The sequence below is a fragment of the Streptomyces sp. NPDC008139 genome (assembly GCF_042957025.1).
Lineage (GTDB): Bacteria > Actinomycetota > Actinomycetes > Streptomycetales > Streptomycetaceae > Actinacidiphila.
Window position 1 is genome coordinate 242,850 of the sequence record NZ_JBIBHM010000013.1, and the last position, 22,397, is coordinate 265,246.

Consider the following 22,397-nt stretch of genomic DNA (forward strand, 5'->3'; position numbering starts at 1 on the left):
CGGCGTGGCAGTGTTGCAGGGACAGCACGTACCGCACGTACTGACTGATGACCGACCAACCGTATTGCTGAGGTCCCTGTGTCGCTGCCACCCCTGGTCGAGCCGGCCGCCGAGCTCTCCGTTGACGAGGTCCGCAGGTATTCGCGCCATCTGATCATCCCCGACGTGGGAATGGACGGCCAGAAGCGGCTGAAGAACGCCAAGGTGCTGTGTGTCGGCGCCGGCGGCCTCGGCTCTCCGGCCCTGATGTACCTGGCCGCCGCGGGCGTCGGCACGCTCGGCATCGTCGAATTCGACGAGGTCGACGAGTCGAACCTCCAGCGTCAGATCATCCACAGCCAGGCCGACATCGGCCGCTCGAAGGCCGAATCCGCCCGCGACTCCGTCAAGGGCATCAACCCGTACGTGAACGTCGTCCTGCACGAAGAGCGGCTCGAAGCCGAGAACGTGATGGAGATCTTCTCCCAGTACGACCTGATCGTCGACGGCACGGACAACTTCGCGACCCGCTACCTGGTCAACGACGCGTGCGTGCTGCTGGGCAAGCCCTACGTCTGGGGCTCCATCTACCGCTTCGACGGCCAGGCCTCGGTCTTCTGGTCCGAGCACGGCCCCTGCTACCGCTGCCTCTACCCGGAGCCCCCGCCCCCCGGCATGGTCCCCTCCTGCGCCGAGGGCGGCGTCCTCGGCGTGCTGTGCGCGTCCGTCGGCTCGATCCAGGTCACCGAGGCCATCAAGCTGCTCGCGGGCATCGGCGAGCCGCTGCTCGGCCGCCTGATGATCTACGACGCCCTGGAGATGACGTACCGCACGGTGAAGGTCCGCAAGGACCCGGACTGCGCGGTCTGCGGCGAGCACCCGACCGTCACCGAGCTGATCGACTACGAGGCGTTCTGCGGCGTCGTGTCCGAGGAGGCCCAGGAGGCCGCGCTCGGCTCGACCATCACTCCCAAGCAGCTCAAGGAGTGGATGGACGACGGCGAGAACATCGAGGTCATCGATGTCCGGGAGCCGAACGAGTACGAGATCGTCTCCATCCCCGGCGCGAAGCTCATCCCGAAGAACGAGTTCCTGATGGGCAGCGCCCTGGAGCACCTGCCGCAGGACAAGCGGATCGTCCTGCACTGCAAGACCGGTGTGCGCTCCGCGGAGGTCCTCGCCGTCCTGAAGTCCGCGGGCTTCTCCGACGCCGTGCACGTCGGCGGCGGCGTGATCGGCTGGGTCAACACGATCGAGCCCGACAAGCCGGTGTACTAAGCCAGTTGAAGCGGTCTCACGGCGGAGGGGCCCGGTGCCACGCACCGGGCCCCTCCGCCGTCCCGTCATGTCCTGTTGTTCCAGATGCCCTTGACGGTATCGAAACTGTGACGGACCTATGACCTGCCCATGAGAGAGCCGGGGGGCGAAGGAGGTAGCGTCAGGGGCTCCCGTGCGGAGTGATCCGTACGGAGCAGGGACATTTCACTGAGGGGGACCACTACGTGAAAACGCAGAAAAACCGGCGGACCGGACGGGGAATGAAGGCCAGGGCCGCCGCGGTGACCGCGGGCACGCTCGCCATGGTGCTGGGCGCCTCCGTCGCCGCCAGCGCCGAGGGCGGCTCGCCCGCGCTCACCACCGTCAAGGACGCGCAGAGCCACACCGCCGCACCCGGCGTCTCGACGTTCTCCACGAACGTCGCGCAGGACGACAAGATCTGGTCGTTCGGCATCGACGGCCGCGACTCCAGCGGCCGGATCTGGAGTTACCCGCCGAAGGCGAGCGGCTTCGGTACCCGGACCCAGACCGGCTACGGCATGGGCAGCGCGAACGCGTTCTTCAAGAACAACTCGGGCAACGACACGCACGTGAACGTCTACGCGCGGTTCGGCGGCACGCTCCGGATCTTCTCGGCGGCCTCGCCCGACGAGGGCACCGTGATCGGCACCGGCTGGAACGTCTACAACGCCTTCGTGACGCCGGGCAACGTCGGCGGCGCCGCCAACCCGGACCTGCTCGCCCGTGACAGCAGCGGCGTGCTGTGGCTCTACCTGTCCTACGCGGACGGCACGTTCGCCAAGAAGCGCAAGGTCGGCGGGGGGTGGAACACCTACAACCAGATCGCCGGCCGCGGTGACCTCACCGGTGACGGCAAGCCCGACATCGTGGCCCGTGACAGCAGCGGTGCGCTCTGGCTCTACAAGGGCACCGGGAACATCGACGCGCCGTTCGCCGCGCGGACGAAGATCGGCGGCGGCTGGAACACCTACAACAAGATCCTCGGCCTGGGCGACACCAGCGGTGACGGTCGCAACGACCTGATCGCCCGCGACACGTCGGGTGTCCTGTGGCTGTACAAGGGCACCGGCAACGCCGGCGCGCCGTTCGCGGCCCGCGTGAAGATCGGCGGCGGCTGGAACACGTACAACTACCTGTTCTAAGCCGCGCCGTCCTCCGGATCGCGCCGTTCGACCGTGAAACGAGGCCCGCCGCCCGGAACTCCTCCGGGCGGCGGGCCTTTCGCATGGTCCGGTTCAGCGGTTGACGGTCTGGATCTCCTGGACCGTGACCGGGTGGTTCTGGGTGATCACACCGTTCGGCAGCGGCGGGTTGTCGGCCGCGCCGTCCGAGCCGCGCCAGGAGACCTTCCAGGTGGCCGTCACGTTCAGGTTGTACGCGCCGGTGCTCTGCGTGGAGCGCAGATACGTCACACCGCACGGCGGGTTGCCGGTGGCGCCCTCGGTGTACGGGGCGCCGACCTGGCCGCCCTTGCCGATGGGGCACTCGGCGGAGGACGGGTACACGGTGGCGTCCGACGTCCCAGGATCGATGTGGACGCTGGTCGGCGTGGCCGTCGTCTCGGCCCACATGGCCTGCGCGCCGGGGATGTCGAGTTCGGCCCTGACGGTGATCGGCGCGTAGTTCTCGTTCAGCGTCACCCAGGTGGGCAGATTGACGGTCTGGGTGCCCACCGGATTCGTCCGGATGTCCACGCCCGGCACCTTGGTGTGCGCGAAGGCGAGCCTGGCCAGCATCTCCGTGGTGATCACATTCGGCGTACCGGCGGGCGGGCGCTGGCCGTTGGGCACCCAGAAGGGCAGCGTGCCGTTGCAGTCGAAGCGGTCGGGGCTGTCGGAGTTCGGATTCGTCACCGGACCCCAGAAAGCGCCCTTGCCCTGCTGGTCGAGATTGAAGTTCTTGTACGCCTTCTCGCCGTTGCCGCTCCAGGTCTTGCCCTCCGAGTAGTGCTTCTTGTACTCGTCCATGGCCTGCATGGCGTAATTGGCCTGGCCCGGATACTCGTTGGTCTCCTTGACCTGCTTCTCGACCATCTTCTTGAATTCGGCGGGGCCGGCGACGGGGCCGATCCAGCACGGCGGCGGCGTCCACGTCACATTGTTGGCGGCGCCGAGCGAATGGCCTCCCGAGCCCTTCGTGCTGGTGTCCGTGGGATAGGTGACCTGGACGCCCGCGCTCAGATTGCCCCTGTCGTCACCCGAGCCGCTGGTCTTGCCGCCGGGCACGTCGGCGAAGGCCGGGGCCGCGACGGTGGCCGTGGCGGCCGTCACGAGGAGCGCGGTGGCCGCGCCAAGAGCCGCACGGCGCAGGCCCGTTGCCGGGCCCGATGGGGTGGTCACTCCTTGCATTGCGTTGCCTTCGCTTTCGCATCGACGGACACGGCTTGCCACAGGTCGGCCCCCGCGGGGAACTTGGCCATGACGATCGTGAAGTACACGTAACTGCTGTCGGTGACCGCGGTGCCGAGGAGCTTTCCCGACCTGACGTCCTTGCCGTAGACCTTGCCCTGGAAGTCGCAGAAGCCGACCGTGGCGGCGGTCTTCGCCGAGGTCACCTTCACCGTGGGCCGGTAGAAGCGGTCGGTGCCGGTCTCGGTCCAGCCGCCGTTCACCGCCTGCCCGATCTGCGTACGGGCATACGCGGCGGCGCTGCCGCCCGGCTGCGCGTACTGCGCCACCAGCGGCTCGTTGACATTCCGCTTCACGATGCCGTGGGCGATGCTGCGCATGAAGTTGGCGGCGTTGCCCAGAGCTGCGGCCTCGGCGTGACCGGTCGGCGCGGGCCAGTCGAAGACCAGCTTCAGATCGCTCGGCAGCGCCAGGTTCGGATCCTGCGTCACGGGCGGTGCGGTCGGCTCGGCGGACGCCGACGCCGTGGGAGAGGCGGCCGTCGCGGTGGGGGAGGCGGTGTGCGCCGAATCCCCGTCGATCTTGTCGGAGCCGCCACCTCCACCGCCGCCGCAGGCGGACAGCGCCAGGACGGCGGTCGCCGTCAACGCGGCGGCCGTGGCGCCGCAGTGGACTCGCATGGTCAACGCCCCCGATCGGTGCTCACCGGGCACCGACGGGCACCGGCCGAACAACACGTCGAACGCCGAACACCCCTTGGCCCCGTATCCAAGTGGAATCCACCGTACCCAAGGTGGCGGCCCGTGTTGAGAGGGGAAGTGTGCTGGTTCGGTCACGCGCGGGTCACCGCGACGGCACAGGCGCCGATTCCACCCGGATGCCGCACAACCCAGCAAGGACACAATCCCTCCTAACGGATAGTCGGCGACCTATTGGATACAAGTGGTGGGTCCCGAACAAACGCTACAAAAGCAGCGAATGGGCTCGAACGCGTCGAACACCGCGGAGAACACCACGACTTCGCGTGGCGCGGAGCACCCGAGCCCTCGAAGAACCTTCGAAAGGCAAGGCACGTCATGCAGCAGAGCCGCACCACCGGTACCCGTACCGTCCGCCGTATCGCCCTCACCACGGCCGCGGTGGCGCTCGCGGTCGCCGTACCCGCCGCCGCGGCGCAGGCGCAGTCCCAGCCGCGGACCGCGTCCCACACGACCGGGCAGTCCCACACGACCGGGCACGGGCACGCGGTCGCGCACAAGGCGCCCACGGCGCACAAGACCCACAAGGGCGCCAAGGCCGAGCCGGTGATCGGCTCCGGCAGCCCGCAGTCCACGACGGGACGCGTCGCCGACTTCTACGGGTCCTACATCGACGCCGTCTGGGACACCGACAGCGGCCACCTCGGCGCCGACCTGCGGTCGCACTTCCTGACCAAGGGCCTGCAGAAGAAGCTCGCCGCGTGGGAGAAGAAGAACCACGCGGACGGCGTGCTGCGCGCCCAGGACGCGCCGACGGCGTGGCGCGTGACGTACGCGGGCAGCGGCGCGGGACACGCCTTCACCCATGTGCGCCTGACGTTCGGCGGGAAGGGCCACGAGACGTACCAGACGCTCAAGGTGCAGTCGGACCTGGCGACGAAGAAGATCTCGGACATCAAGTAGCGCCCAGGGCCCGCTGATTCGGTGCTTCGGACCGGTCGGCGGGGTCGGTCGGCAGGTTCCCGGCGTCGTACGGCGCCGGGGTCCTGTCGGCCGCGGAGTACGTCAACCCGCGCGCTACAGCTCGCCCTTGCGGGTGAGGTGGTGGAAGGAGACCCAGCCAGGCAGCACCGGCAGCCAGAAGGTCAGCAGCCGGAAGAAGAGCACGGCCGGGGTGGCGACCTCCTTCGGCAGCCCGGCGGCGATCAGACCACCGGTGAGGGCGAGTTCGACGGCCCCGACGCCACCGGGGGTGGGCGCGGCGGACCCCAGCGCGTTGCCCGCGAGGAAGACGACGGCGATGGCCGCGTAACTGAGGTGGCCGCCGAAGGCCCGTACGCAGCCGTCCAGGCAGATCACGAAGGTGACCGTCAGCATCAGCGTGCCGCCGATGCCGGTGATCAGCTTCGCGGGCCGCTGGAGCACGTCCAGCATGCGCGGCACGACCCCGGCGAACAGCGCGCGTACCCGCGTCGAGACGAACTTCCGCAGCGCGGGCACCGCCGTGACGACCAGCACCAGCACGCCCGTGGTCAGCAGCCCGGCCATGACCGTACGGGACGGCGACAGCGACGGCGTCTTCTCCGTACCGGTGATGAAGCCGAACGTCATCAGCAGCACCACGTGCGAGCCGAGGCCCACGAGCTGGGAGGCGCCGACGCTCGCCACCGCCAGGCCGGGCCGTACGCCCGCCTTCTGCAAGTAGCGGGTGTTGAGCGCGACACCGCCGACCGCGGCCGGGGCGACCAGCTTCACGAACGACCCGGCGACCTGCGCGAGCACCGTCTTCACCAGCGACAGCCGCTCCGGTACGAACCCGGAGAGCGCGCACGCGGCGGCGACGTAACTGGCCGCGGAGCCGAGGACCGCGATCACCGCCCACCGCCAGTCGGCGTTGGCGATGGCGTCGCCGATCGGCACGGAACTGAGCTGGGACAGCAGGAAATACGCGGCGAAGGCGCCCGCGATCACCGTGATCAGCGTGCGCGGCTTGATGCGTTCGAGACGGACCGGCTCGACCGGCGCCTGCGGACGGATCAGCAGCACCTGCTGGCGGATGAGGGAGAGCAGGTCGTCCTCGCGAGCCTCCTCCAGCGCGTCCTCTATGGCCCGCTTCTCCGCCTTGCTCTCGGCCTTGCGCTCGGCCTTCCGGCCCGCCTTGAGCTTGCCCGCCTTGAGGTCTCCGGCTTTGAGGTCCCCGGTCTTGAGGTCCCCGGTCTTGAGGTCCCCGGTCTTGAGGTCCCCGGCTCTGAGGTCCCCGGCCTTGAGGTCCTCTGGCGGCACCGCCGCCGTCGCGCCGCCATGCGGCCCGTCCACGCCGTGCGCGCGCTCCGCGGCCCGCGCCTCCTTCTCCGCAGCCGACGCCGCGAGCACCGCGTCCCGCTCCCGCTGCGCGCGGGCCCGCCCGAGCACCTTCAGACGCGCCCGGGTCTCCCGGCTCAGCGCGATCGGCTGGAGCAGCGGCAGCGAGTTGGCGACCCGGTCGGGACCGAGCACCGCGAGCCCCGAGGCCACCGCGCGCTCGGGCCCCACCCGCAGCGCCAGCGTCGTCAGCATCTGCGCGATGTCCATCCGCAGCACGATGTCCCCGGCCGCGATCTCACCGCCGCGCAGCTCGGTCAGCACGACCTTGCCGGAGCGATCCACCAGCAGCGACTCATCGACCAGCCGCCGGTGCGCGATCCGCCGCGACTGGAGCGCCCGCACCTGCGTCCACGCCTCGCGCAGCAGGTCGTCGGTGATCTCGTCGTCCGTGAGCGAGTCGAACCGTCGGCCGCCGATGTGCTCGTAGACCAGCATCACGGCGTCGGGGCCCAGCTCGGAGGTGGCGATCAGCTTCGGCGCGTTGGCCCCGGCGGCGATGGCCGCGTACGCCAGCAGCGCCTCCTGCTCCAGCGCCTGCCGCAGCGACAGCAGACTGCGCCGCTGCGTGATCCCGCCGACCAGGGCGAGCCGCCGCCACAGCCGGTAGAAGAAACCGTGCGCCTGCTGCTCCCGGTCGACCACCGTGACGTCCAGCGGCGGCCCGTCCTCCAGCGTCACCAGATACGCCCGGCCGCGGTCGGAGTCCGCGGTCTCCGGGCCGTCCAGCTCGACGCGGCGCGCCGTCTGCGGCGCGAAGCCGACCCGGCGCAGGCCCGCGAGCAGGTGCTGCCCGGTCGGCCGGACGTTCGGCGAGCCGACCGCGTAGACCGTGCCGTAGGCGACCGTCCAGCCGATCAGCACGGTCACGGCGATCGAGAACGGTGTCGTGTAGCCGCCGACCAGCACCGCGAAGGCGTCCAGCAGCAGCACGAACCACAGCGCGACCCGCCAGCGCGGTCTGCGCGCCATCCCGACCGCCGTCACATAGGCGATGACGGGCGCGAGATAGCCGTGCACGGGGTCGGTGAGGCCGGTGCCGCCGGGCGCGCTGTGGGTCAGCGCCTCCTGGATCGGATTCGGCGCGGAACTGGTCACCCACAGGTCGGTGGCGAGGGCGGCGCCGTGCGCGAGGACGGCCGCCAGGACGCCGTCGGCGATCCGCAGCCCGTCCCGCTTGACCAGCCGCTCGATCGCGAAGGCGACCGGCACGATCAGTACGGCGATGCTCGCGGTCAGGCCCGCGAAGGACGACAGGGCGTCGGGCGCGTGGTCGGCGCCCTTGGAGATGTCCGTCTCCAGGCCGGTGGTCGTCGCGTGCGCGAAGCCCGCGATGGCCAGCACGACCGCGATGCCGAGCAGCCCGAACAGGAAGCGCATGAGGTCGGCGGGGCGGTGCACACGGGCGGCGAGCAGTGGTTCGTCGACCAGGACGGTGCCGGGTCCCGGCCCCGGGGTCAGGGTGGGAGCGGGGCCGGGGGCGGTGCCGGACGTGGTGTCCGGCGTCTTCTCGACCGTGGCGCCGGACGCCGTGCCGGGCGCGGTGTCAGGTGTGGCGTCGGGCGTGGAGTCGTCTGCGGTGGCCCGGTCGGCGTCCGTGCCGGTGTCCGTCGCGGTTTCGGCCACGGCGTCAGGCGTGGTGTCGGGCACGGGCAGGTCGGAGAGGCGCGCCCTGTGGGCCCCGTTCGCGGCCGGCGCGGCGGGGTGCGCGGGCAGCGCGTCGGAGGCGCGGTCGGCCGGTCCGGCCTGCTCCGCGCCCGGCTGCTGCTCCCCAGCCGTCTCTTCTTCTTGATCTCGTATCACCAGTCACCGCCCGGACGATGGTGGCATGAGAGGTCTGCGAATGGGACCGGAACCCCCCGTTGTCGGTGGTCTGGGGCAGGATTGTTCGGATGAGCGAGGAGTACGACCCCGGTGCCCCCACGGAGTACGCGGAGCGGGTGCTGGACACCGTAGAACTGATCCCGCCCGGCCGCGTGATGACATACGGCGATGTCGCGGAATACCTGGGCGAAGGCGGTCCGCGACAGGTCGGCCGGGTCATGGCGCTGTACGGCGGCGGCGTGACCTGGTGGCGTGTCGTGCGCTCCGACGGGACGCTGCTGCCCGGCCACGAGCTGAGCGCGCTGGACGCGTACCGCGCCGAGGGCACCCCGCTGCGCGAGCGCGGCCCGGCCGCCGAGGGGCACATACCGCGCGTCGACATGCGCAGGGCCCGCTGGGACGGGGGCGCCGCCGACCTCGCAAGGGGCGGCAGCGGCTGACGGCCGGGGACTCATGTCCTCCAGCTTCCGTCATCGCCGCCGCCGCGATGGCATCGGCCGCCCGTACGGAGTACATCCCGCGCGTGGCGTAGCGTCGACAGCTCCCGTCCGGGAACGCGATCCCGGCGGCGTACGTGACCCGGTACGCGGTCCCGTACGAGTCCCCGTACGACCGCCAGAGCCCGTGACCGACCCCGTGACCGACCCCGTGACCGACCCCGTGACCGGTCCTGTGACCGACCTCCTGCCCGAGCTTTTGCCAGAGCCCGCGGCAGAATCCGTGACCGAATCCGTGACCGACCCCGCACCCGACTCCGTACGCGCATCTGATCCTGGCCCCGACAGAACCGGCGAACCACGTGACATCCTCCTCGGTCTCCTCCGCCTCCTCCGCCACCTCGGCAGTGCCGCACCAGGCGCACCGGGGTGCGGGCGGCGGCGGGTACCGGTTGGTGCGGACGCCGCCGGTGGCCGCGACGCCTCCTGTGCTGGACGCGGCACAGCGCGCGGTGGTTGAGCACGGGCAAGGGCCGCTGCTGGTGCTTGCGGGGCCCGGCACCGGGAAGACGACCACGCTCGTCGAGGCGGTCACGGCGCGGGTGCGGGCCGGGACGGATCCCGACCGGATTCTCGTGCTCACCTTCAGCCGCAAGGCCGCCGTCGAGCTGCGCGACCGGCTGGCGGCGCGGGCGGCGGCGGAACCCGACGGTCCGGGCGGCGCGACCGGCGGAGTGGTGGCGCCGCACGCCACCACCTTCCACTCCTTCTGCTACGCCCTGGTCCGCGAGCACCAGGCGCCCGAGCTGTTCGCCGACCCGATCAGGCTGCTGTCGGGACCCGAGCAGGACCTGCTGGTCCGCGAACTGCTGGCCGGAGAGGCCATGCTCGAACGCGACGGGCGCGGCAAATTCCGCTGGCCGGACGACCTGCGGGCCGCGCGCACCACGCGCGGATTCGCCGACGAGGTGCGCGCGGTGGTCGCGCGCAGCCGGGAACTGGGGCTCGGCCCGCGCGCCCTCGCGGACTTCGCCCGCCGCATCGGGCGGCCCGACTGGACCGCGGCGGCGGCCTTCCTGGACGAATACCTGGAGGTCAGCGACCTCCAGGGGGTCATCGACTACACCGAACTCGTCCACCGGGCCGCGCTGCTCGCCGAACGGCCCGAGACGCACCGGGAGCTGGCGGGGCGGTACGACGCCGTCTTCGTCGACGAGTACCAGGACACCGACCCGGCGCAGGTACGGCTCCTCCAGGCGCTGGCGGGGCAGGGCCGCACGCTGGTCGCCTTCGGCGATCCCGACCAGTCGATCTACGCCTTCCGCGGTGCCGACATCAACGGCATCCTCGACTTCCCCACCGACTTCCCGCCCCGCGACGCCAAGGCCGCCGCAGTCCGCGTCCTCACCGTCTCCCGCCGCGCCGGGGCCGAACTCCTGGACGCCACCCGGCGGCTCACCACCCGCATGCCGCTGCCCAAGCTGCCCGCCGCGGCCGTACGGCAGCACCGCGCGTTGCACGCCGTACGGTCCGATGGCGCGGTCGCCGTCCGCACGTACCCGACCTCCGGCGCGGAACTCGACGGCATCGCCGACACCCTGCGCCGCGCGCACCTCGAAGACGGCATCCCCTGGCACGACATGGCCGTCCTCCTGCGCTCCGCCTCCCCCCTCCCGGCCCTGCGCCGCGCCCTCACCACCTCCGGCGTCCCCGTCCACCTCGACGCCCCCGACATCCCCCTCCACGCCGAGCCCGCCGTCGCCCCCCTCCTGCTCGCCCTCCGCCTCGCAGCCGAGTCGGCTGCCCCTGAGCCCCCCACTTTGCCCGGTGGGCCGGGAGCGCCTGGCGGGGACGTGGACCTCGCTCTGCCCGGTGGCCCGGGAACGCCCGGCGGGGACGTGGACCTCGCTCTGCCCGGTGGCCCGGGAACGCCCGGCGGGGACGGGGACGCCGCTCTGGCCGGTAAGCCGGGAGCGCCCGGCGAGGACGCGGACGGGCGGGCCGCCGACGCTGCCCGGTCGGACGGCCTGGGAGCGCCCGGCGGGGACGCGGACTCCGCTCTGCCTGGCGGCCTGGGAGCGTCCGGCGGGGACGCGGACGCCGTTCTGCCTGGTGGGCCGGGAGGGCCCGGCGCGTCCCCGGCCCCGACGGCCGACCCCGCCGAGCCCGGCCAATCGTCGGCCCCCCTTCCCGCGCCAGCGCCGTCCGGCGGCCCGCAGGGGCAGGGGGAGGCCGCTTCTTGGTCGTCCGGCCCCGACGTCTCCTCTCAGCCTGCGGAGCCTGAGTCGTCGGGGGCGCCGTCCGGCGTCCCCGACCCTGCGCCTGGGGCGGGTGCCCCGCCGGGGCAGGGCGAGGTCGCTGCTTCGGCGTCGGACCCCGACGGGTCTTCGCGGGGCGACGGGCGGGGGGCGGGGCGGGTGGTTGTCGGGGTGGAGGACGCCGTCGCGCTGCTGACGTCGCCGCTGGGGGGGATGGACGCCGCGGATCTGCGGCGGTTGGGGCGGGCGTTGCGGGAGGAGGAGCGGGCCGCGGGCCACGCGGTGCCGCGCGGGTCGGACGAGCTGATCGCGGAGGCGGTGGGGGAGCCGGAGCGGCTGGTGGCGCACGACCCGGCGTATGCGCGGGGGGCGCTGCGGGTGGGCGGGCTGCTGAGGGCCGCGCGGGACACGTTGGCGGGCGGCGGGACGGCGGAAGAGGCGCTGTGGGGCCTGTGGGACGGCTCGCCCTGGCCGGGGAGGCTGGAGCGGGCGGCGCTGCGGGGCGGGGCGGGCGGCCGCCACGCCGACCGTGACCTGGACGCGGTGTGCGCGCTGTTCGAGACGGCGGCGCGGGCCGAGGAGCGCACCGGCGGCCGGGGCGCGCTGAACCTCATCGAGGAGCTGTCGGCGCACGACATCGTCGCCGACACGCTCGGCGGGCCGGCCGTACGCCCCGACGCCGTACGCCTGATGACCGCGCACCGGTCGAAGGGCCTGGAGTGGCGGCTCGTCGTGGTGGCCGGGGTGCAGGACGGCGTCTGGCCCGACCTGCGGCGGCGCGGCTCGCTGCTGGAGGCGGACCGGATCGGCACCGACGGCCTCGCGCCGCCGCTCAGCCAGGGCGCGCTCCTCGCGGAGGAACGGCGGCTGTTCTACGTGGCGGCCACCCGCGCCCGCGAGCGCCTGCTGGTCACGGCCGTGAAGTCGGCCAACGACGACGGCGACCAGCCCTCCCGCTTCCTGGCCGAGCTGGGCGTGCCCCCGCAGGACGTCACCCACCGCTCGCGCCGCCCGCTGGCCGTCGCGGCGCTCGTCGCCGAACTGCGGGCCACCACCGTCGACCCCGCCGCGTCCCCCGCCCTGCGCGACGCCGCCGCGCGCCGGCTGGCCAAGCTCGCGGCGCTCAACGACGACGGGTACGCGCTCGTGCCCGCCGCGCACCCCGACCGCTGGTGGGGCCTGTACGAGCCGACCCGCTCGACGGTCCCGCTGCGCGACCGCGACCAGCCCGTCGTCCTGTCCGGCAGCGCGCTCGACCAGCTCGCCAACACCTGCGCGCTCCAGTGGTTCCTCGGCCGCGAGGTCAAGGCGGAACCGCCGTCCACCGCCGCCCAGGGCTTCGGCAACGTCGTCCACGTCCTGGCCGACGAGGTCGCCTCGGGACGCGCCCCCGCAGACCTGGACGTCCTGATGGAACGGCTGGACTCGGTCTGGGACGCCCTCGCCTTCGACGCCCCGTGGAAGTCCCGGCAGGAGAAGGAGAACGCCCGCGCGGCCCTGGAGCGCTTCCTGCGCTGGCACGTCATGGAGCGCGGCCGTACCCCCGTCGCCACCGAGCACGGCTTCGACGTCACCTTGGAGGCGGGCGACGCCCGGGTACGGATCCGCGGCAGCATGGACCGCGTCGAGACCGACGCCGAGGGCAACGCGTACGTCGTCGACTTCAAGACCGGCCGCTCCAAGCCCACCGCGGCCGAGGTCACCCACCACCCGCAGCTCGCCGTCTACCAGCTCGCCGTGCGCGAAGGCGCCGTCGACCCGCTCTTCAACGACACCCGCCCGCCGTCCGGCGGCGCCGAACTCGTCCAGCTCAGGCTCGGCGCGACGCGCAAGGAGGGTGGCGAGACCGTACCGGCCGTGCAGCGCCAGGAACCGCTGGAGGGGGAGTGGGCGCAGGAGCTGCTCGCCGAGGCCGCGGGCCGCGTCCTGGACGAGCGCTTCACCCCGTCCACCGGCCAGCACTGCGCCAACTGCGCCTTCCGCGCGGCCTGTACGGCGCGACCGGAGGGACGCCAGGTGGTGGAGTGAACGGCGGCCGTGCCCCGGTGTGAGCGACGGCCGCCGTACGGGCCGCCCAGCGTGCGTACGGCGGTGTCGTACGGATCGCGGAATGAAGGGTTCCGCCGCCACGGCTGTCGGCGGAGCCGGATAGCCTCACCCGAGTGGCAACCCCCCTCACCGACCCCGAGCAGCTCAAGGAGCTGCTCGGCATCCCGTTCACCCCGGAGCAGATGGCGTGCGTCACCGCACCCCTCGCGCCGGGCGTGATCGTGGCCGGGGCCGGGTCGGGGAAGACCACGGTGATGGCCGCGCGGGTGGTGTGGCTGACCGGCACCGGGCAGGTGGCGCCCGAGCAGGTGCTGGGCCTGACCTTCACCAACAAGGCGGCGGGCGAGCTGTCCGAGCGGGTCCGCAGAGCCCTCGCGCGGGCCGGGATCACCGACCCCGACCCGGACCCGGCGGCGGAGGGCGACCCCGAACACCCGCCGGGCGACCCGCAGATCGCCACCTACCACTCCTTCGCCGGGCAGCTCCTGAAGGACCACGGGATGCGGATCGGCCTGGAGCCCGGCGCGCGGCTGCTCGCCGACGCCACCCGCTACCAGCTCGCCGCGAAGGTGCTGCGCCGCGCGCCGGGACCGTATCCGGCGCTCACCAAGGGCCTGCCCACACTCGTCGGCGACCTGCTGGCGCTGGAAGGCGAACTGGCCGAGCACCTGGTGCCGGTCGAGCGGCTGACGGCGTACGACACGCGCCTGGCCGAGGAGCTGGCCGACATCGACCCCGCCACGCGTGGCTACGCCTGGGCGCGCGAGGTGAAGCAGGCGGTACGCGCCCGGCTCGACCTCGCCGGGCTCGCCGCCGACTACCGGGCCGAGAAGCGCTCCCGCGACCTGCTGGACTTCGGCGACCAGATCGCGCTGTCCGCGACGCTCGCGCAGGACAGGGCCGAGGTCGGCGCGATCCTGCGCGACCAGTACCGGGTGGTGCTGCTCGACGAGTACCAGGACACCTCCGTCGCCCAGCGGCTGCTGCTCGCCGGGCTGTTCGGCGGCGGCACCGGGCACGCCGTCACCGCCGTCGGTGACCCCTGCCAGGCCATCTACGGCTGGCGCGGCGCCTCCGTGGCCAACCTGGACGACTTCCCCCGGCACTTCGCCCACGCCGACGGGCGCCCCGCCGACCGCTACTCCCTCAGCGAGAACCGCCGCTCCGGCGGGCGCCTGCTCGACCTCGCCAACACCCTCGCCGTCGAACTGCGCGCCCGCCACGAAGGCGTCGAGGCCCTGCGGCCCGCCCCCGGCGCCGAACGCGACGGGCTGGTGCGCTGCGCCCTGCTGCCCACCCAGGACGACGAGACGGCCTGGCTCGCCGACTCCATCGCCCACCTCGTGCGCACCGGCACCCCCGCGGGCGAGATCGCCGTCCTGTGCCGTACGGCCGCGCACTTCGCCGACTTCCACGCCGCGCTCGTCGCCCGCGACATCCCCGTCGAGGTCGTCGGCCTGTCCGGGCTGCTGCACCTGCCCGAGGTCGCCGACCTCGTCGCCGTCTGCGAAGTCCTGCACGACCCCACCGCGAACGCCGCCCTCGTCCGCCTCCTCACCGGCCCCCGCTGGCGGATCGGCCCCCGCGACCTGGCCCTCCTCGGCCGCCGCGCCCGGCAGCTCGTGCGGTACGGGGCCGGGGGGGACGGGCGCGATCCGCTGGCGGCGGCCGTCGAGGGCGTCGACCCGGCGGAGGTGATCTCGCTGGCGGACGCGCTGGAGACATTTCTCGAACCGGCGTCCCCGGGGTCCGACGGGAGCGACGGCCGGGACGACGACCTGCCGTTCTCACCCGAGGCACGGGTCCGCTTCGCCCGGATCGCCGCGGAGATAAGGGATCTGCGGCGCGCGCTCGCCGACCCGCTGATGGACGTGCTCCACCGGGTTCTGGCCGTCACCGGCCTCGAAGTCGAGCTGTCCGCGTCCCCGCACGCGCTCGCCGCCCGCCGCCGCGAGACCCTGCACGCCTTCCTCGACATCGCCGCGGGCTTCGCCGCCCTCGACGGAGAGGCCACGCTGCTGGCCTTCCTCGGCTTCCTGCACACCGCCATCCAGTACGAGAAGGGCCTCGACAGCTCGCTGCCCGGCGGCGAGAACACCGTCAAGGTGCTCACCGCCCACAAGTCCAAGGGCCTGGAGTGGGACGTCGTGGCCGTGCCGGGCCTGGTCGCCAAGGGCTTCCCGAGCGAACGCGGACGCGAGCTGTGGCCCGCCAACGCGAAAGTGCTGCCGCACGGGCTGCGCGGCGACGCGGCCACCCTCCCGGACGTGGCCGAATGGAGCCGCGCCGGGCTCGACGGCTTCCGCGCGGCCATGAAGGAACACCAGCGCGTGGAGGAGCTGCGCCTCGGCTACGTCACCTTCACCCGCCCGCGCTCCTTGCTGCTGGGCTCCGGCCACCGCTGGGGCCCCACCCAGAAGAAGCCGTTCGAGCCGTCCGCCTTCCTCGACGCCCTGCGCACCCACTGCGAGGCGGGCCACGGCGAGATCGAGCACTGGGCGGAGCCCCCGGCCGAGGACGAGCAGAATCCCGCCCTCGCCGCCCCCGTCGAGCCCCCCTGGCCGCTGCCCCTCGACCCGACCGCCCTGGAACGGCGGCGCCGGGCGGCGAAGACCGTCCTCACCTACCTGGAGGTCGGCGCGGGCCCCGTCCCCGGCGCGGATTCCCCGGCGGCGCTGCCGTACGAGCCGTCGTACGAGCCGGACGATCAGCCGGACGATCAGCCGGACGACGAGCCGCCCTACGACGACGTGGGCGACACGGACGACGTGGACGACGTCGCGGACTGGGACGCGCTGCCCACGCAGCGCCCGCCGGTACGGGAGCCGGACGGCGTACGCGAGGACGTACCGGCGCGCCGCCTCGTGGCGGAGGACGCACCCGTACGGGAACCCGCAGGGGAAGGTGAACCCGGTCTCGTAGCGGAAGAGGCGCGGCTGGTGGCGTCCTGGGACCGGGACCTCGACGCGCTCGCCGACGAGCTGCGGCGGGCGCGGGCGGGCGTACGGGACGTGCCGCTGCCCGCCGCGCTCACCGCGACCCAGCTGCTGCGCCTGGCCGCCGACCCCGACGGTCTCGCCCGCGACCTGGCCCGGCCCATGCCGCGCCCCCCGGCGCCCGCCGCCCGGCGCGGCACCCGCTTCCACGCGTGGGTCGAGTCGCGGTTCGACGCCCGCCCGCTCTTCGGGCCCGAAGACCTCCCCGGCATCGAGGGCGACGACGACATCGCCGACGAACGCGACCTCGCCGCGCTCAAGGACGCCTTCCTGCGCGGTCCGTACGCCGACCGCACCCCGTACCGGGTCGAATTCCCCTTCCACCTGGTCCTCGCGGGCCGCGTGATCCGCGGCCGGATGGACGCGGTGTACCGGGACGGCGACCGCTACGAGATCCTCGACTGGAAGACCGGCCGCGCCACCGACGCCGACCCCCTCCAGCTCGCCGTCTACCGCCTGGCCTGGTCGGAGCACCAGGGCGTCCCGCTCGACCGCGTCACCGCGGCCTTCCTCCACATCCGCACGGCGACGGTCATCCGCCCGCCGGACCTCCCGGACCGGGAGGGTCTTGAGCGGCTGCTGGGCCCGACCGCGTGAAAGCAGGGCCCGACCGCGTAAATCGGGACCACACCCGCCAAGCTAGGCTGCACGTATGTGCACGACCACCGGGAGTTGAAAGCAGCCTTGACCGGATTCGACGCTATGTCGCAACCGCTCGCCCTCACCCATGAGGGCGTCGACCGAGCCGCGCACCACCGCCTGGACGAGGCGTGGCTGGCCGCGGCCTGGAGCCACCCGACAACCCGCGTCTTCGTCGTCTCCGGCGGCCAGGTGCTGGTCGAGGACGGGCCCGACGGGCGTACGGCCCTGGTGATGACCCCCGCCTTCGACGCCCCGGAAACCGAGACGCACCGCTACTTCCTGGGCACGGCCCCGGACGGCGTGCGCTACTTCGCGCTCCAGAAGGACACCCTTCCCGGCCGGATGGACGAGGAGGCGCGTCCCGCGGGGCTGCGCGAGGTCGGCGGGCTGCTGTCGCCGCTGGAAGCCGGACTCATGGTGCACGCGGTGGCGCTGGAGAACTGGCAGCGGATGCACCGCTTCTGCTCCCGCTGCGGCGAGCGCACCGTCATCGCCGCCGCGGGCCACATCCGCCGCTGCCCCGCCTGCGGCGCCGAGCACTACCCGCGTACGGACCCGGCCGTGATCATGCTGGTCACCGACGAGGAGGACCGCGCCCTGCTCGGCCGCCAGGTCCACTGGCCCGAAGGCCGCTTCTCGACCCTCGCGGGCTTCGTGGAGCCCGGTGAGTCCATCGAGCAGTCCGTACGCCGCGAGGTCTTCGAGGAGGCGGGCGTCGTCGTCGGCGACGTCGAATACGTCGCCAGCCAGCCCTGGCCCTTCCCCTCCAGCCTCATGCTGGGCTTCAACGCCCACGCCACCTCGTCGAAGATCACCGTCGACGGCGAGGAGATCCACGAGGCCCGCTGGTTCTCCCGCGAGGATCTGCGCGCCGCCTTCGAGTCCGGCGAAGTGCTGCCGCCCTTCGGCATCTCCATCGCCGCCCGGCTCATCGAGCTCTGGTACGGCAAGCCCCTGCCCCGCCCCGGCGCCAACGCCTGAGCCTGCCGCGGCAGCAACGCCTGAGCCCGCCGCGGTGCCAACGCCTGAGCCTGCTGCTGCGCCAACGCCTGAGCCCGCCGCGGCGCCCACGCCTGAGCCCGCCGCGCCTCACGGCGACGACGGGCTCATGCGTACGGTGCGGGTCAGGCGCCGATCTTCTGCTTCACCTGCGCCAGCGACGGGTTGGTGAGGGTGGAGCCGTCGGGGAACAGCACGGTCGGCACCGTCTGGTTGCCGCCGTTCGCCTTCTCCACGAACTTCGCCGACTCCGCGTCCTCCTCGATGTTCACCTCGGTGTACGCGATGCCCTCGCGGTCCATCTGGCTCTTCAGCCGACGGCAGTAGCCACACCAGGTGGTGCTGTACATGGTCACGGTGCCCGACATCGCTTCTCGCTCCTCGTCGCCTGCGGGTGAAGGGGGTTGTGCGCCAGTAGAACACCATGGCGGGAGTGGGCATTCCGGGGGGCGACCGGTCGGTCGCGAGGGGGTTACGGGGCGGGTTACGGGTGCGGGTCCAGGGGCAGGTGCCGGCGCAGGTCCCCAGGGGGTTTCGCGTGCGGCTGTGGATAACTTCGCCGGGGTGTCGGTCGGACCTGGCAAAGTGGCGGGGTGACTGCGACAACCCACGAATCGCTCTTTCCCGCGCAACCCGACTCCGCGGACGCGGTGCTCGCCGGACTCGACCCCGAGCAGCGCGCCGTCGCGACGGCGCTGCACGGGCCGGTGTGCGTGCTGGCGGGGGCCGGTACGGGCAAGACCCGGGCGATCACGCACCGGATCGCGTACGGGGTGCGGGCCGGGATCCTGCAACCCGCGAGTGTGCTCGCGGTGACCTTCACCGCGCGGGCGGCGGGGGAGATGCGGGGGCGGCTGCGGCAGCTCGGCGCGGGCGGTGTGCAGGCACGGACGTTCCACTCGGCGGCGCTGCGGCAGCTCCAGTACTTCTGGCCGCGGGCGATCGGCGGGGAGATCCCGCGGCTGGTGGAGCGCAAAGTGCAACTGGTGGCGGAGGCGGGAGCCCGCTGTCGGATCAGGCTGGACCGCAACGAACTGCGCGATGTCACCGGCGAGATCGAGTGGTGCAAGGTCACGCAGACGGTGCCGGAGGAGTACGCGGCCGCGGCGGCCAAGACCGGCCGTGACGTGCCGCGCGACCCGGCCGAGGTGGCGAAGATCTACACCACGTACGAACAGCTCAAGCGGGACCGCGGGGTGATCGACTTCGAGGACGTGCTGCTGCTGACCGTCGGGGTGCTCCAGGACCGGCCGGACGTGGCGGACACCGTGCGGTCGCAGTACCAGCACTTCGTCGTGGACGAGTACCAGGACGTCAGCCCGCTCCAGCAGCGGCTGCTGGAGCTGTGGCTCGGCGGCCGGGACGACCTGTGCGTGGTCGGCGACGCCTCGCAGACCATCTACTCCTTCACCGGCGCCACCCCGGACTTCCTGCTCGGCTTCCGCTCCCGGCACCCCGACGCGACCGTGGTCAAGCTGGTCCGCGACTACCGCTCCACCCCCCAGGTCGTCGGCCTCGCCAACGGCCTGCTCGGCAAGGCCCGCGGCCAGGCCGCCGCCCACCGGCTGGAACTGATCTCGCAGCGCGAGGCCGGACCCGAGCCGGTGTACTCCGAGTACGCGGACGAACCCGCGGAGGCCGAGGGCGCCGCGCGCCGGATCAAGGAGCTGATCGCCTCCGGCGTACGCCCCAGTGAGATCGCCGTCCTCTACCGGATCAACGCCCAGTCCGAGGTCTACGAGCAGGCGCTGGCCGACGCCGGGGTGCCGTACCAGCTCCGCGGCGCGGAACGCTTCTTCGAACGGCCGGAGGTGCGCGAGGCCGGGCTGCTGCTGCGCGGCGCCGCCCGCGCGTCCACCGACCCGGAAGAGGCCGACAACACCGTGCCGCAGCAGGTGCGCGCGGTGCTCAGCTCCCGCGGCTGGGCCTCCGAGCCGCCGGCTGGCTCCGGCGCGGTACGGGACCGCTGGGAGTCGCTGGCCGCGCTGGTCCGGCTGTCGGAGGACTTCGCGGCGGCCCGGCGGGACGCCACCCTGTCGGACTTCGTCGCGGAACTGGACGAGCGGGCCAACGCGCAGCACGCCCCGACCGTCGAGGGCGTCACGCTCGGCTCGCTGCACGCCGCCAAGGGCCTGGAGTGGGACGCGGTCTTCCTGGTCGGCCTCACCGAGGGCACGCTGCCGATCACCTACGCCAAGACCGACGAGCAGGTCGAGGAGGAGCGGCGGCTGCTGTACGTCGGGGTGACCAGGGCCCGGCTGCACCTGTCGCTGTCCTGGGCGCTGTCCCGCTCGCCCGGCGGGCGCGGCGGGCGCAGGCCCTCGCGCTTCCTGGACGGGCTGCGCCCCGGCTCCGCGCCGCGCGGCGCACGCGGTGCGGGCGGCAGCGGCGGCGTGGAGCGCGGCTCCGGCGGTCGCAAGCGGCGCGGCCCGGTGCTGTGCCGGGTCTGCGGCCGGACGCTGTCCGAGGCGGGCGAGATCAAACTGATGCGCTGCGAGGACTGCCCCTCGGATCTCGACGAGGCGCTGTACGAACGGCTGCGCGAGTGGCGGATGGAACAGGCCAAGGCGCTCGGCCAGCCCGCGTACTGCGTCTTCACCGACAAGACGCTGCTGGCCATCGCCGAGGTCAGGCCCGGCGGCGAGGCGGAGTTGTCGCAGATCGCGGGGGTGGGCGCGCGGAAACTCGACAAGTTCGGCGCGGACGTTCTGGCGCTGTGCGCGGGGGAGGAACCGGGCGGAAACGAGGCCGTCGAAGGATCTTCCGAAGAAACTGAAGAAGAGGCGGAAAAATAGTTTGCGCATCCCGAGGAAGTCCCCATAGCCTTCGGGAGCACGGTCGAGAGCGGCTCTTCCAAGAGCGGGTCTGATCGTGATGTACTAGCAGTCCGTTCCATCCGCACTACGACGCCGAGAGGAGGCGAGCCCAATGATCAGCATCATGACCACCGTGAAAATGACCGATCGTTCGGTCGTCGCCACCTGCCCGCTCGGCGTTTCGCCGCGTGCCACCCGTCTGTCCTCCGCCCTGCTCCCGGTTCTGCCGATCCGTGAGCGGAACGAGCGACCGATGCAGGCGCCCGCGGCAGCAGTAGCGGCGAAGGTTCTGGCGCATGCCTCTGCCTTCGCGGCGGCGGCCAACGGCGCCGGCGCTGGTACCGCCAAGGCTGCGATTGAGGCCAAGGGCGCTATCGACGGCTTCGCCAACGGCGGCTTCGCCAATGGCAATGGACAGCAGAAGACGCAGCAGTACGGCAAGTGGGCCTTCCGCGGGCTCGAACCCTGGAGTGATCCAGCCTGATAACGCATCAGGTCGGCGCCTCAGGGCCGCGGAATCCCAGACCGGGATCCGCGGCCCTTCTGTTTTCTCTCCAGACAGAAAGCCTGTTCCGCAGGACAGGCAGAAACAGAAAACCGGCCCACCGGCCGGACCGACAGACGAGGAACGAACCAACCGTGCCTACCGCCCAGCACGCACCGTCCGGACCCCAGCCCGACCTGAACCGCTCGCCCGCAGAAGCACACCACGACCCGGAGACTCCCTTGCTGCCCCTCACCGAGCTCGACGACGAGATCGAGCGACTCGGCGTGCCCGTCCCGTGCCGCACCTACGACCCGGAGGTCTTCTTCGCCGAGTCGCCGGCGGACGTCGAGTACGCGAAGTCCCTGTGCCAGACCTGTCCCGTCCGTGAGGCCTGCCTCGCCGGGGCCAAGGACCGCCGCGAGCCCTGGGGTGTCTGGGGCGGCGAGCTGTTCATCCAGGGTGTTGTCGTGCCCCGCAAGCGGCCCCGTGGCCGTCCGCGCAAGGACGCGGTCGCGGTATGACCGCCAGGAGGACCCGGCCGACCCGGAACGTCAGGAAGGCCCGCACCACCCGAGGCGCCACCACGGCGCATCTGCCCGGAACGATTGACCGCCCACTCACGCTCGACCCGAAGAATCAGGCCCCGATGAACCCCACACTCACCGAGATCCCCGCAGCCCGTACTTCCGACGCCCCCGCGTCGTACCAGAACAGGAACCTCGAAATGCAACTCATGCCAGAAGCACTGGCGCGTGCCCATATGCAACAGCGCCTGTACGAGGCCGAACACGAACGAAGGTCCGTGCGGCTGCTCGCCGCCCGCCGACTCCAGCGCCGTGCCGAACGCGCCTCGCTCCGTGCCCGCCGGGCACTGGCGATGGCCGTCATGCAGTAATCAGTCAGGCAGTTACCAACATTTGACGCGGGGCCGGTCCGAAAGGACCGGCCCCGCGGTGCGTTACGGCGACAAACGCGGCGCATGCGGAGGTATCGTCAACCAGTGGATCAGAAGAACTCTCAGACCACGACCACGTGCGCCCGCTGCGGCGAGACCCACGATGGCCTGCCGCTGACGTGGACCTGCTCCGTCGAGAACGGACACCGCGTGTACTTCTGCGTCAGGTGCGCGCGCCAGCACCTCCGCAGCATCGAGAGCCGCCTCGACTCCGCGTGGTGGTAGCGCCGCCCCGCACCCAGCCTTCAG

General features: G+C 72.5%; 16 protein-coding genes. 12 read left to right on the top strand and 4 right to left on the bottom strand.

Annotation, left to right across the window (positions count from 1 at the left end; translation table 11 throughout):
- The first annotated feature begins 78 nt into the window (after positions 1 to 78).
- Together moeZ and ACFZBB_RS27280 are read left to right on the top strand one after the other, a co-directional pair.
- Positions 79 to 1,257, top strand: coding sequence for an adenylyltransferase/sulfurtransferase MoeZ (gene moeZ, locus ACFZBB_RS27275; RefSeq protein WP_391127452.1), 1,179 nt, complete (start codon positions 79 to 81; stop codon positions 1,255 to 1,257).
- Positions 1,258 to 1,481: 224 nt separating this feature from the next.
- Complete coding sequence (locus ACFZBB_RS27280) at positions 1,482 to 2,420, top strand: FG-GAP-like repeat-containing protein (RefSeq protein WP_391127456.1); 939 nt, start codon at positions 1,482 to 1,484, stop codon at positions 2,418 to 2,420.
- 93 nt (positions 2,421 to 2,513) lie between these two features.
- Here ACFZBB_RS27280 and ACFZBB_RS27285 read toward each other — a convergent pair whose 3' ends face one another.
- Together ACFZBB_RS27285 and ACFZBB_RS27290 are read right to left on the bottom strand one after the other, a co-directional pair.
- On the bottom strand, positions 2,514 to 3,617 hold the full coding sequence (locus ACFZBB_RS27285) for a hypothetical protein (protein WP_391127458.1): 1,104 nt from the start codon (positions 3,615 to 3,617) through the stop codon (positions 2,514 to 2,516).
- Positions 3,614 to 4,306 (bottom strand): hypothetical protein, encoded by a 693-nt coding sequence (locus tag ACFZBB_RS27290; RefSeq protein WP_391127461.1) that lies wholly within the window; start codon positions 4,304 to 4,306, stop codon positions 3,614 to 3,616. The genes ACFZBB_RS27285 and ACFZBB_RS27290 overlap by 4 nt, the downstream gene beginning before the upstream one ends.
- A gap of 396 nt (positions 4,307 to 4,702) precedes the next feature.
- Between ACFZBB_RS27290 and ACFZBB_RS27295 the strand changes: the two genes are divergently transcribed.
- Positions 4,703 to 5,287, top strand: a complete 585-nt coding sequence (locus ACFZBB_RS27295; RefSeq protein ID WP_391127464.1) for a hypothetical protein — start codon at positions 4,703 to 4,705, stop codon at positions 5,285 to 5,287.
- Positions 5,288 to 5,401: 114 nt separating this feature from the next.
- Here ACFZBB_RS27295 and ACFZBB_RS27300 read toward each other — a convergent pair whose 3' ends face one another.
- Positions 5,402 to 8,488: a lysylphosphatidylglycerol synthase domain-containing protein gene (locus tag ACFZBB_RS27300; protein WP_391127467.1), complete on the bottom strand. Its 3,087-nt coding sequence runs from the start codon at positions 8,486 to 8,488 to the stop codon at positions 5,402 to 5,404.
- Positions 8,489 to 8,577: 89 nt separating this feature from the next.
- Between ACFZBB_RS27300 and ACFZBB_RS27305 the strand changes: the two genes are divergently transcribed.
- The 4 genes from ACFZBB_RS27305 (at position 8,578) to nudC (ending at position 17,872) form a co-directional block, all read left to right on the top strand.
- Positions 8,578 to 8,949: an MGMT family protein gene (locus ACFZBB_RS27305; RefSeq protein ID WP_391127469.1), complete on the top strand. Its 372-nt coding sequence runs from the start codon at positions 8,578 to 8,580 to the stop codon at positions 8,947 to 8,949.
- Between the two features lie 359 nt (positions 8,950 to 9,308).
- Positions 9,309 to 13,232 (top strand): UvrD-helicase domain-containing protein, encoded by a 3,924-nt coding sequence (locus ACFZBB_RS27310; protein ID WP_391127472.1) that lies wholly within the window; start codon positions 9,309 to 9,311, stop codon positions 13,230 to 13,232.
- Positions 13,233 to 13,366: 134 nt separating this feature from the next.
- Positions 13,367 to 16,846, top strand: a complete 3,480-nt coding sequence (locus ACFZBB_RS27315) for a UvrD-helicase domain-containing protein (RefSeq protein ID WP_391127475.1) — start codon at positions 13,367 to 13,369, stop codon at positions 16,844 to 16,846.
- Positions 16,847 to 16,951: 105 nt separating this feature from the next.
- Positions 16,952 to 17,872, top strand: coding sequence for an NAD(+) diphosphatase (gene nudC / locus ACFZBB_RS27320; protein WP_355348668.1), 921 nt, complete (start codon positions 16,952 to 16,954; stop codon positions 17,870 to 17,872).
- 143 nt (positions 17,873 to 18,015) lie between these two features.
- Here the strand turns inward: nudC and ACFZBB_RS27325 are convergent, their stop codons facing one another.
- Positions 18,016 to 18,258: a mycoredoxin gene (locus ACFZBB_RS27325; protein WP_355348671.1), complete on the bottom strand. Its 243-nt coding sequence runs from the start codon at positions 18,256 to 18,258 to the stop codon at positions 18,016 to 18,018.
- A 225-nt stretch (positions 18,259 to 18,483) separates the two neighbouring features.
- On the opposite strand from ACFZBB_RS27325, the gene ACFZBB_RS27330 reads away from it, so the two are divergent.
- From ACFZBB_RS27330 to ACFZBB_RS27350, 5 genes are all read left to right on the top strand, one after another.
- Positions 18,484 to 20,685, top strand: coding sequence for a UvrD-helicase domain-containing protein (locus ACFZBB_RS27330; RefSeq protein ID WP_391127478.1), 2,202 nt, complete (start codon positions 18,484 to 18,486; stop codon positions 20,683 to 20,685).
- A 133-nt stretch (positions 20,686 to 20,818) separates the two neighbouring features.
- Positions 20,819 to 21,190 (top strand): hypothetical protein, encoded by a 372-nt coding sequence (locus ACFZBB_RS27335; RefSeq protein ID WP_391127481.1) that lies wholly within the window; start codon positions 20,819 to 20,821, stop codon positions 21,188 to 21,190.
- A 155-nt stretch (positions 21,191 to 21,345) separates the two neighbouring features.
- A complete protein-coding gene (locus tag ACFZBB_RS27340) occupies positions 21,346 to 21,714 on the top strand; it encodes a WhiB family transcriptional regulator (RefSeq protein ID WP_391044318.1) in 369 nt (122 codons plus the stop codon).
- A 125-nt stretch (positions 21,715 to 21,839) separates the two neighbouring features.
- Positions 21,840 to 22,088, top strand: a complete 249-nt coding sequence (locus ACFZBB_RS27345) for a hypothetical protein (RefSeq protein ID WP_188283322.1) — start codon at positions 21,840 to 21,842, stop codon at positions 22,086 to 22,088.
- A gap of 105 nt (positions 22,089 to 22,193) precedes the next feature.
- Positions 22,194 to 22,373: a hypothetical protein gene (locus ACFZBB_RS27350; protein WP_391127484.1), complete on the top strand. Its 180-nt coding sequence runs from the start codon at positions 22,194 to 22,196 to the stop codon at positions 22,371 to 22,373.
- Positions 22,374 to 22,397 lie beyond the last annotated feature (24 nt).

What these genes read in the sequence shown, in the direction of transcription:
- ACFZBB_RS27290 (WP_391127461.1), bottom strand. Translation starts at nt 4,306, where the DNA reads ATGCGAGTCCACTGCGGCGCCACGGCCGCCGCGTTGACGGCGACCGCC.
- ACFZBB_RS27295 (WP_391127464.1), top strand. Translation starts at nt 4,703, where the DNA reads ATGCAGCAGAGCCGCACCACCGGTACCCGTACCGTCCGCCGTATCGCC.
- ACFZBB_RS27305 (WP_391127469.1), top strand. Translation starts at nt 8,578, where the DNA reads ATGAGCGAGGAGTACGACCCCGGTGCCCCCACGGAGTACGCGGAGCGG.
- nudC (WP_355348668.1), top strand. Translation starts at nt 16,952, where the DNA reads ATGTCGCAACCGCTCGCCCTCACCCATGAGGGCGTCGACCGAGCCGCG.
- ACFZBB_RS27325 (WP_355348671.1), bottom strand. Translation starts at nt 18,258, where the DNA reads ATGTCGGGCACCGTGACCATGTACAGCACCACCTGGTGTGGCTACTGC.
- ACFZBB_RS27335 (WP_391127481.1), top strand. Translation starts at nt 20,819, where the DNA reads ATGATCAGCATCATGACCACCGTGAAAATGACCGATCGTTCGGTCGTC.
- ACFZBB_RS27345 (WP_188283322.1), top strand. Translation starts at nt 21,840, where the DNA reads ATGAACCCCACACTCACCGAGATCCCCGCAGCCCGTACTTCCGACGCC.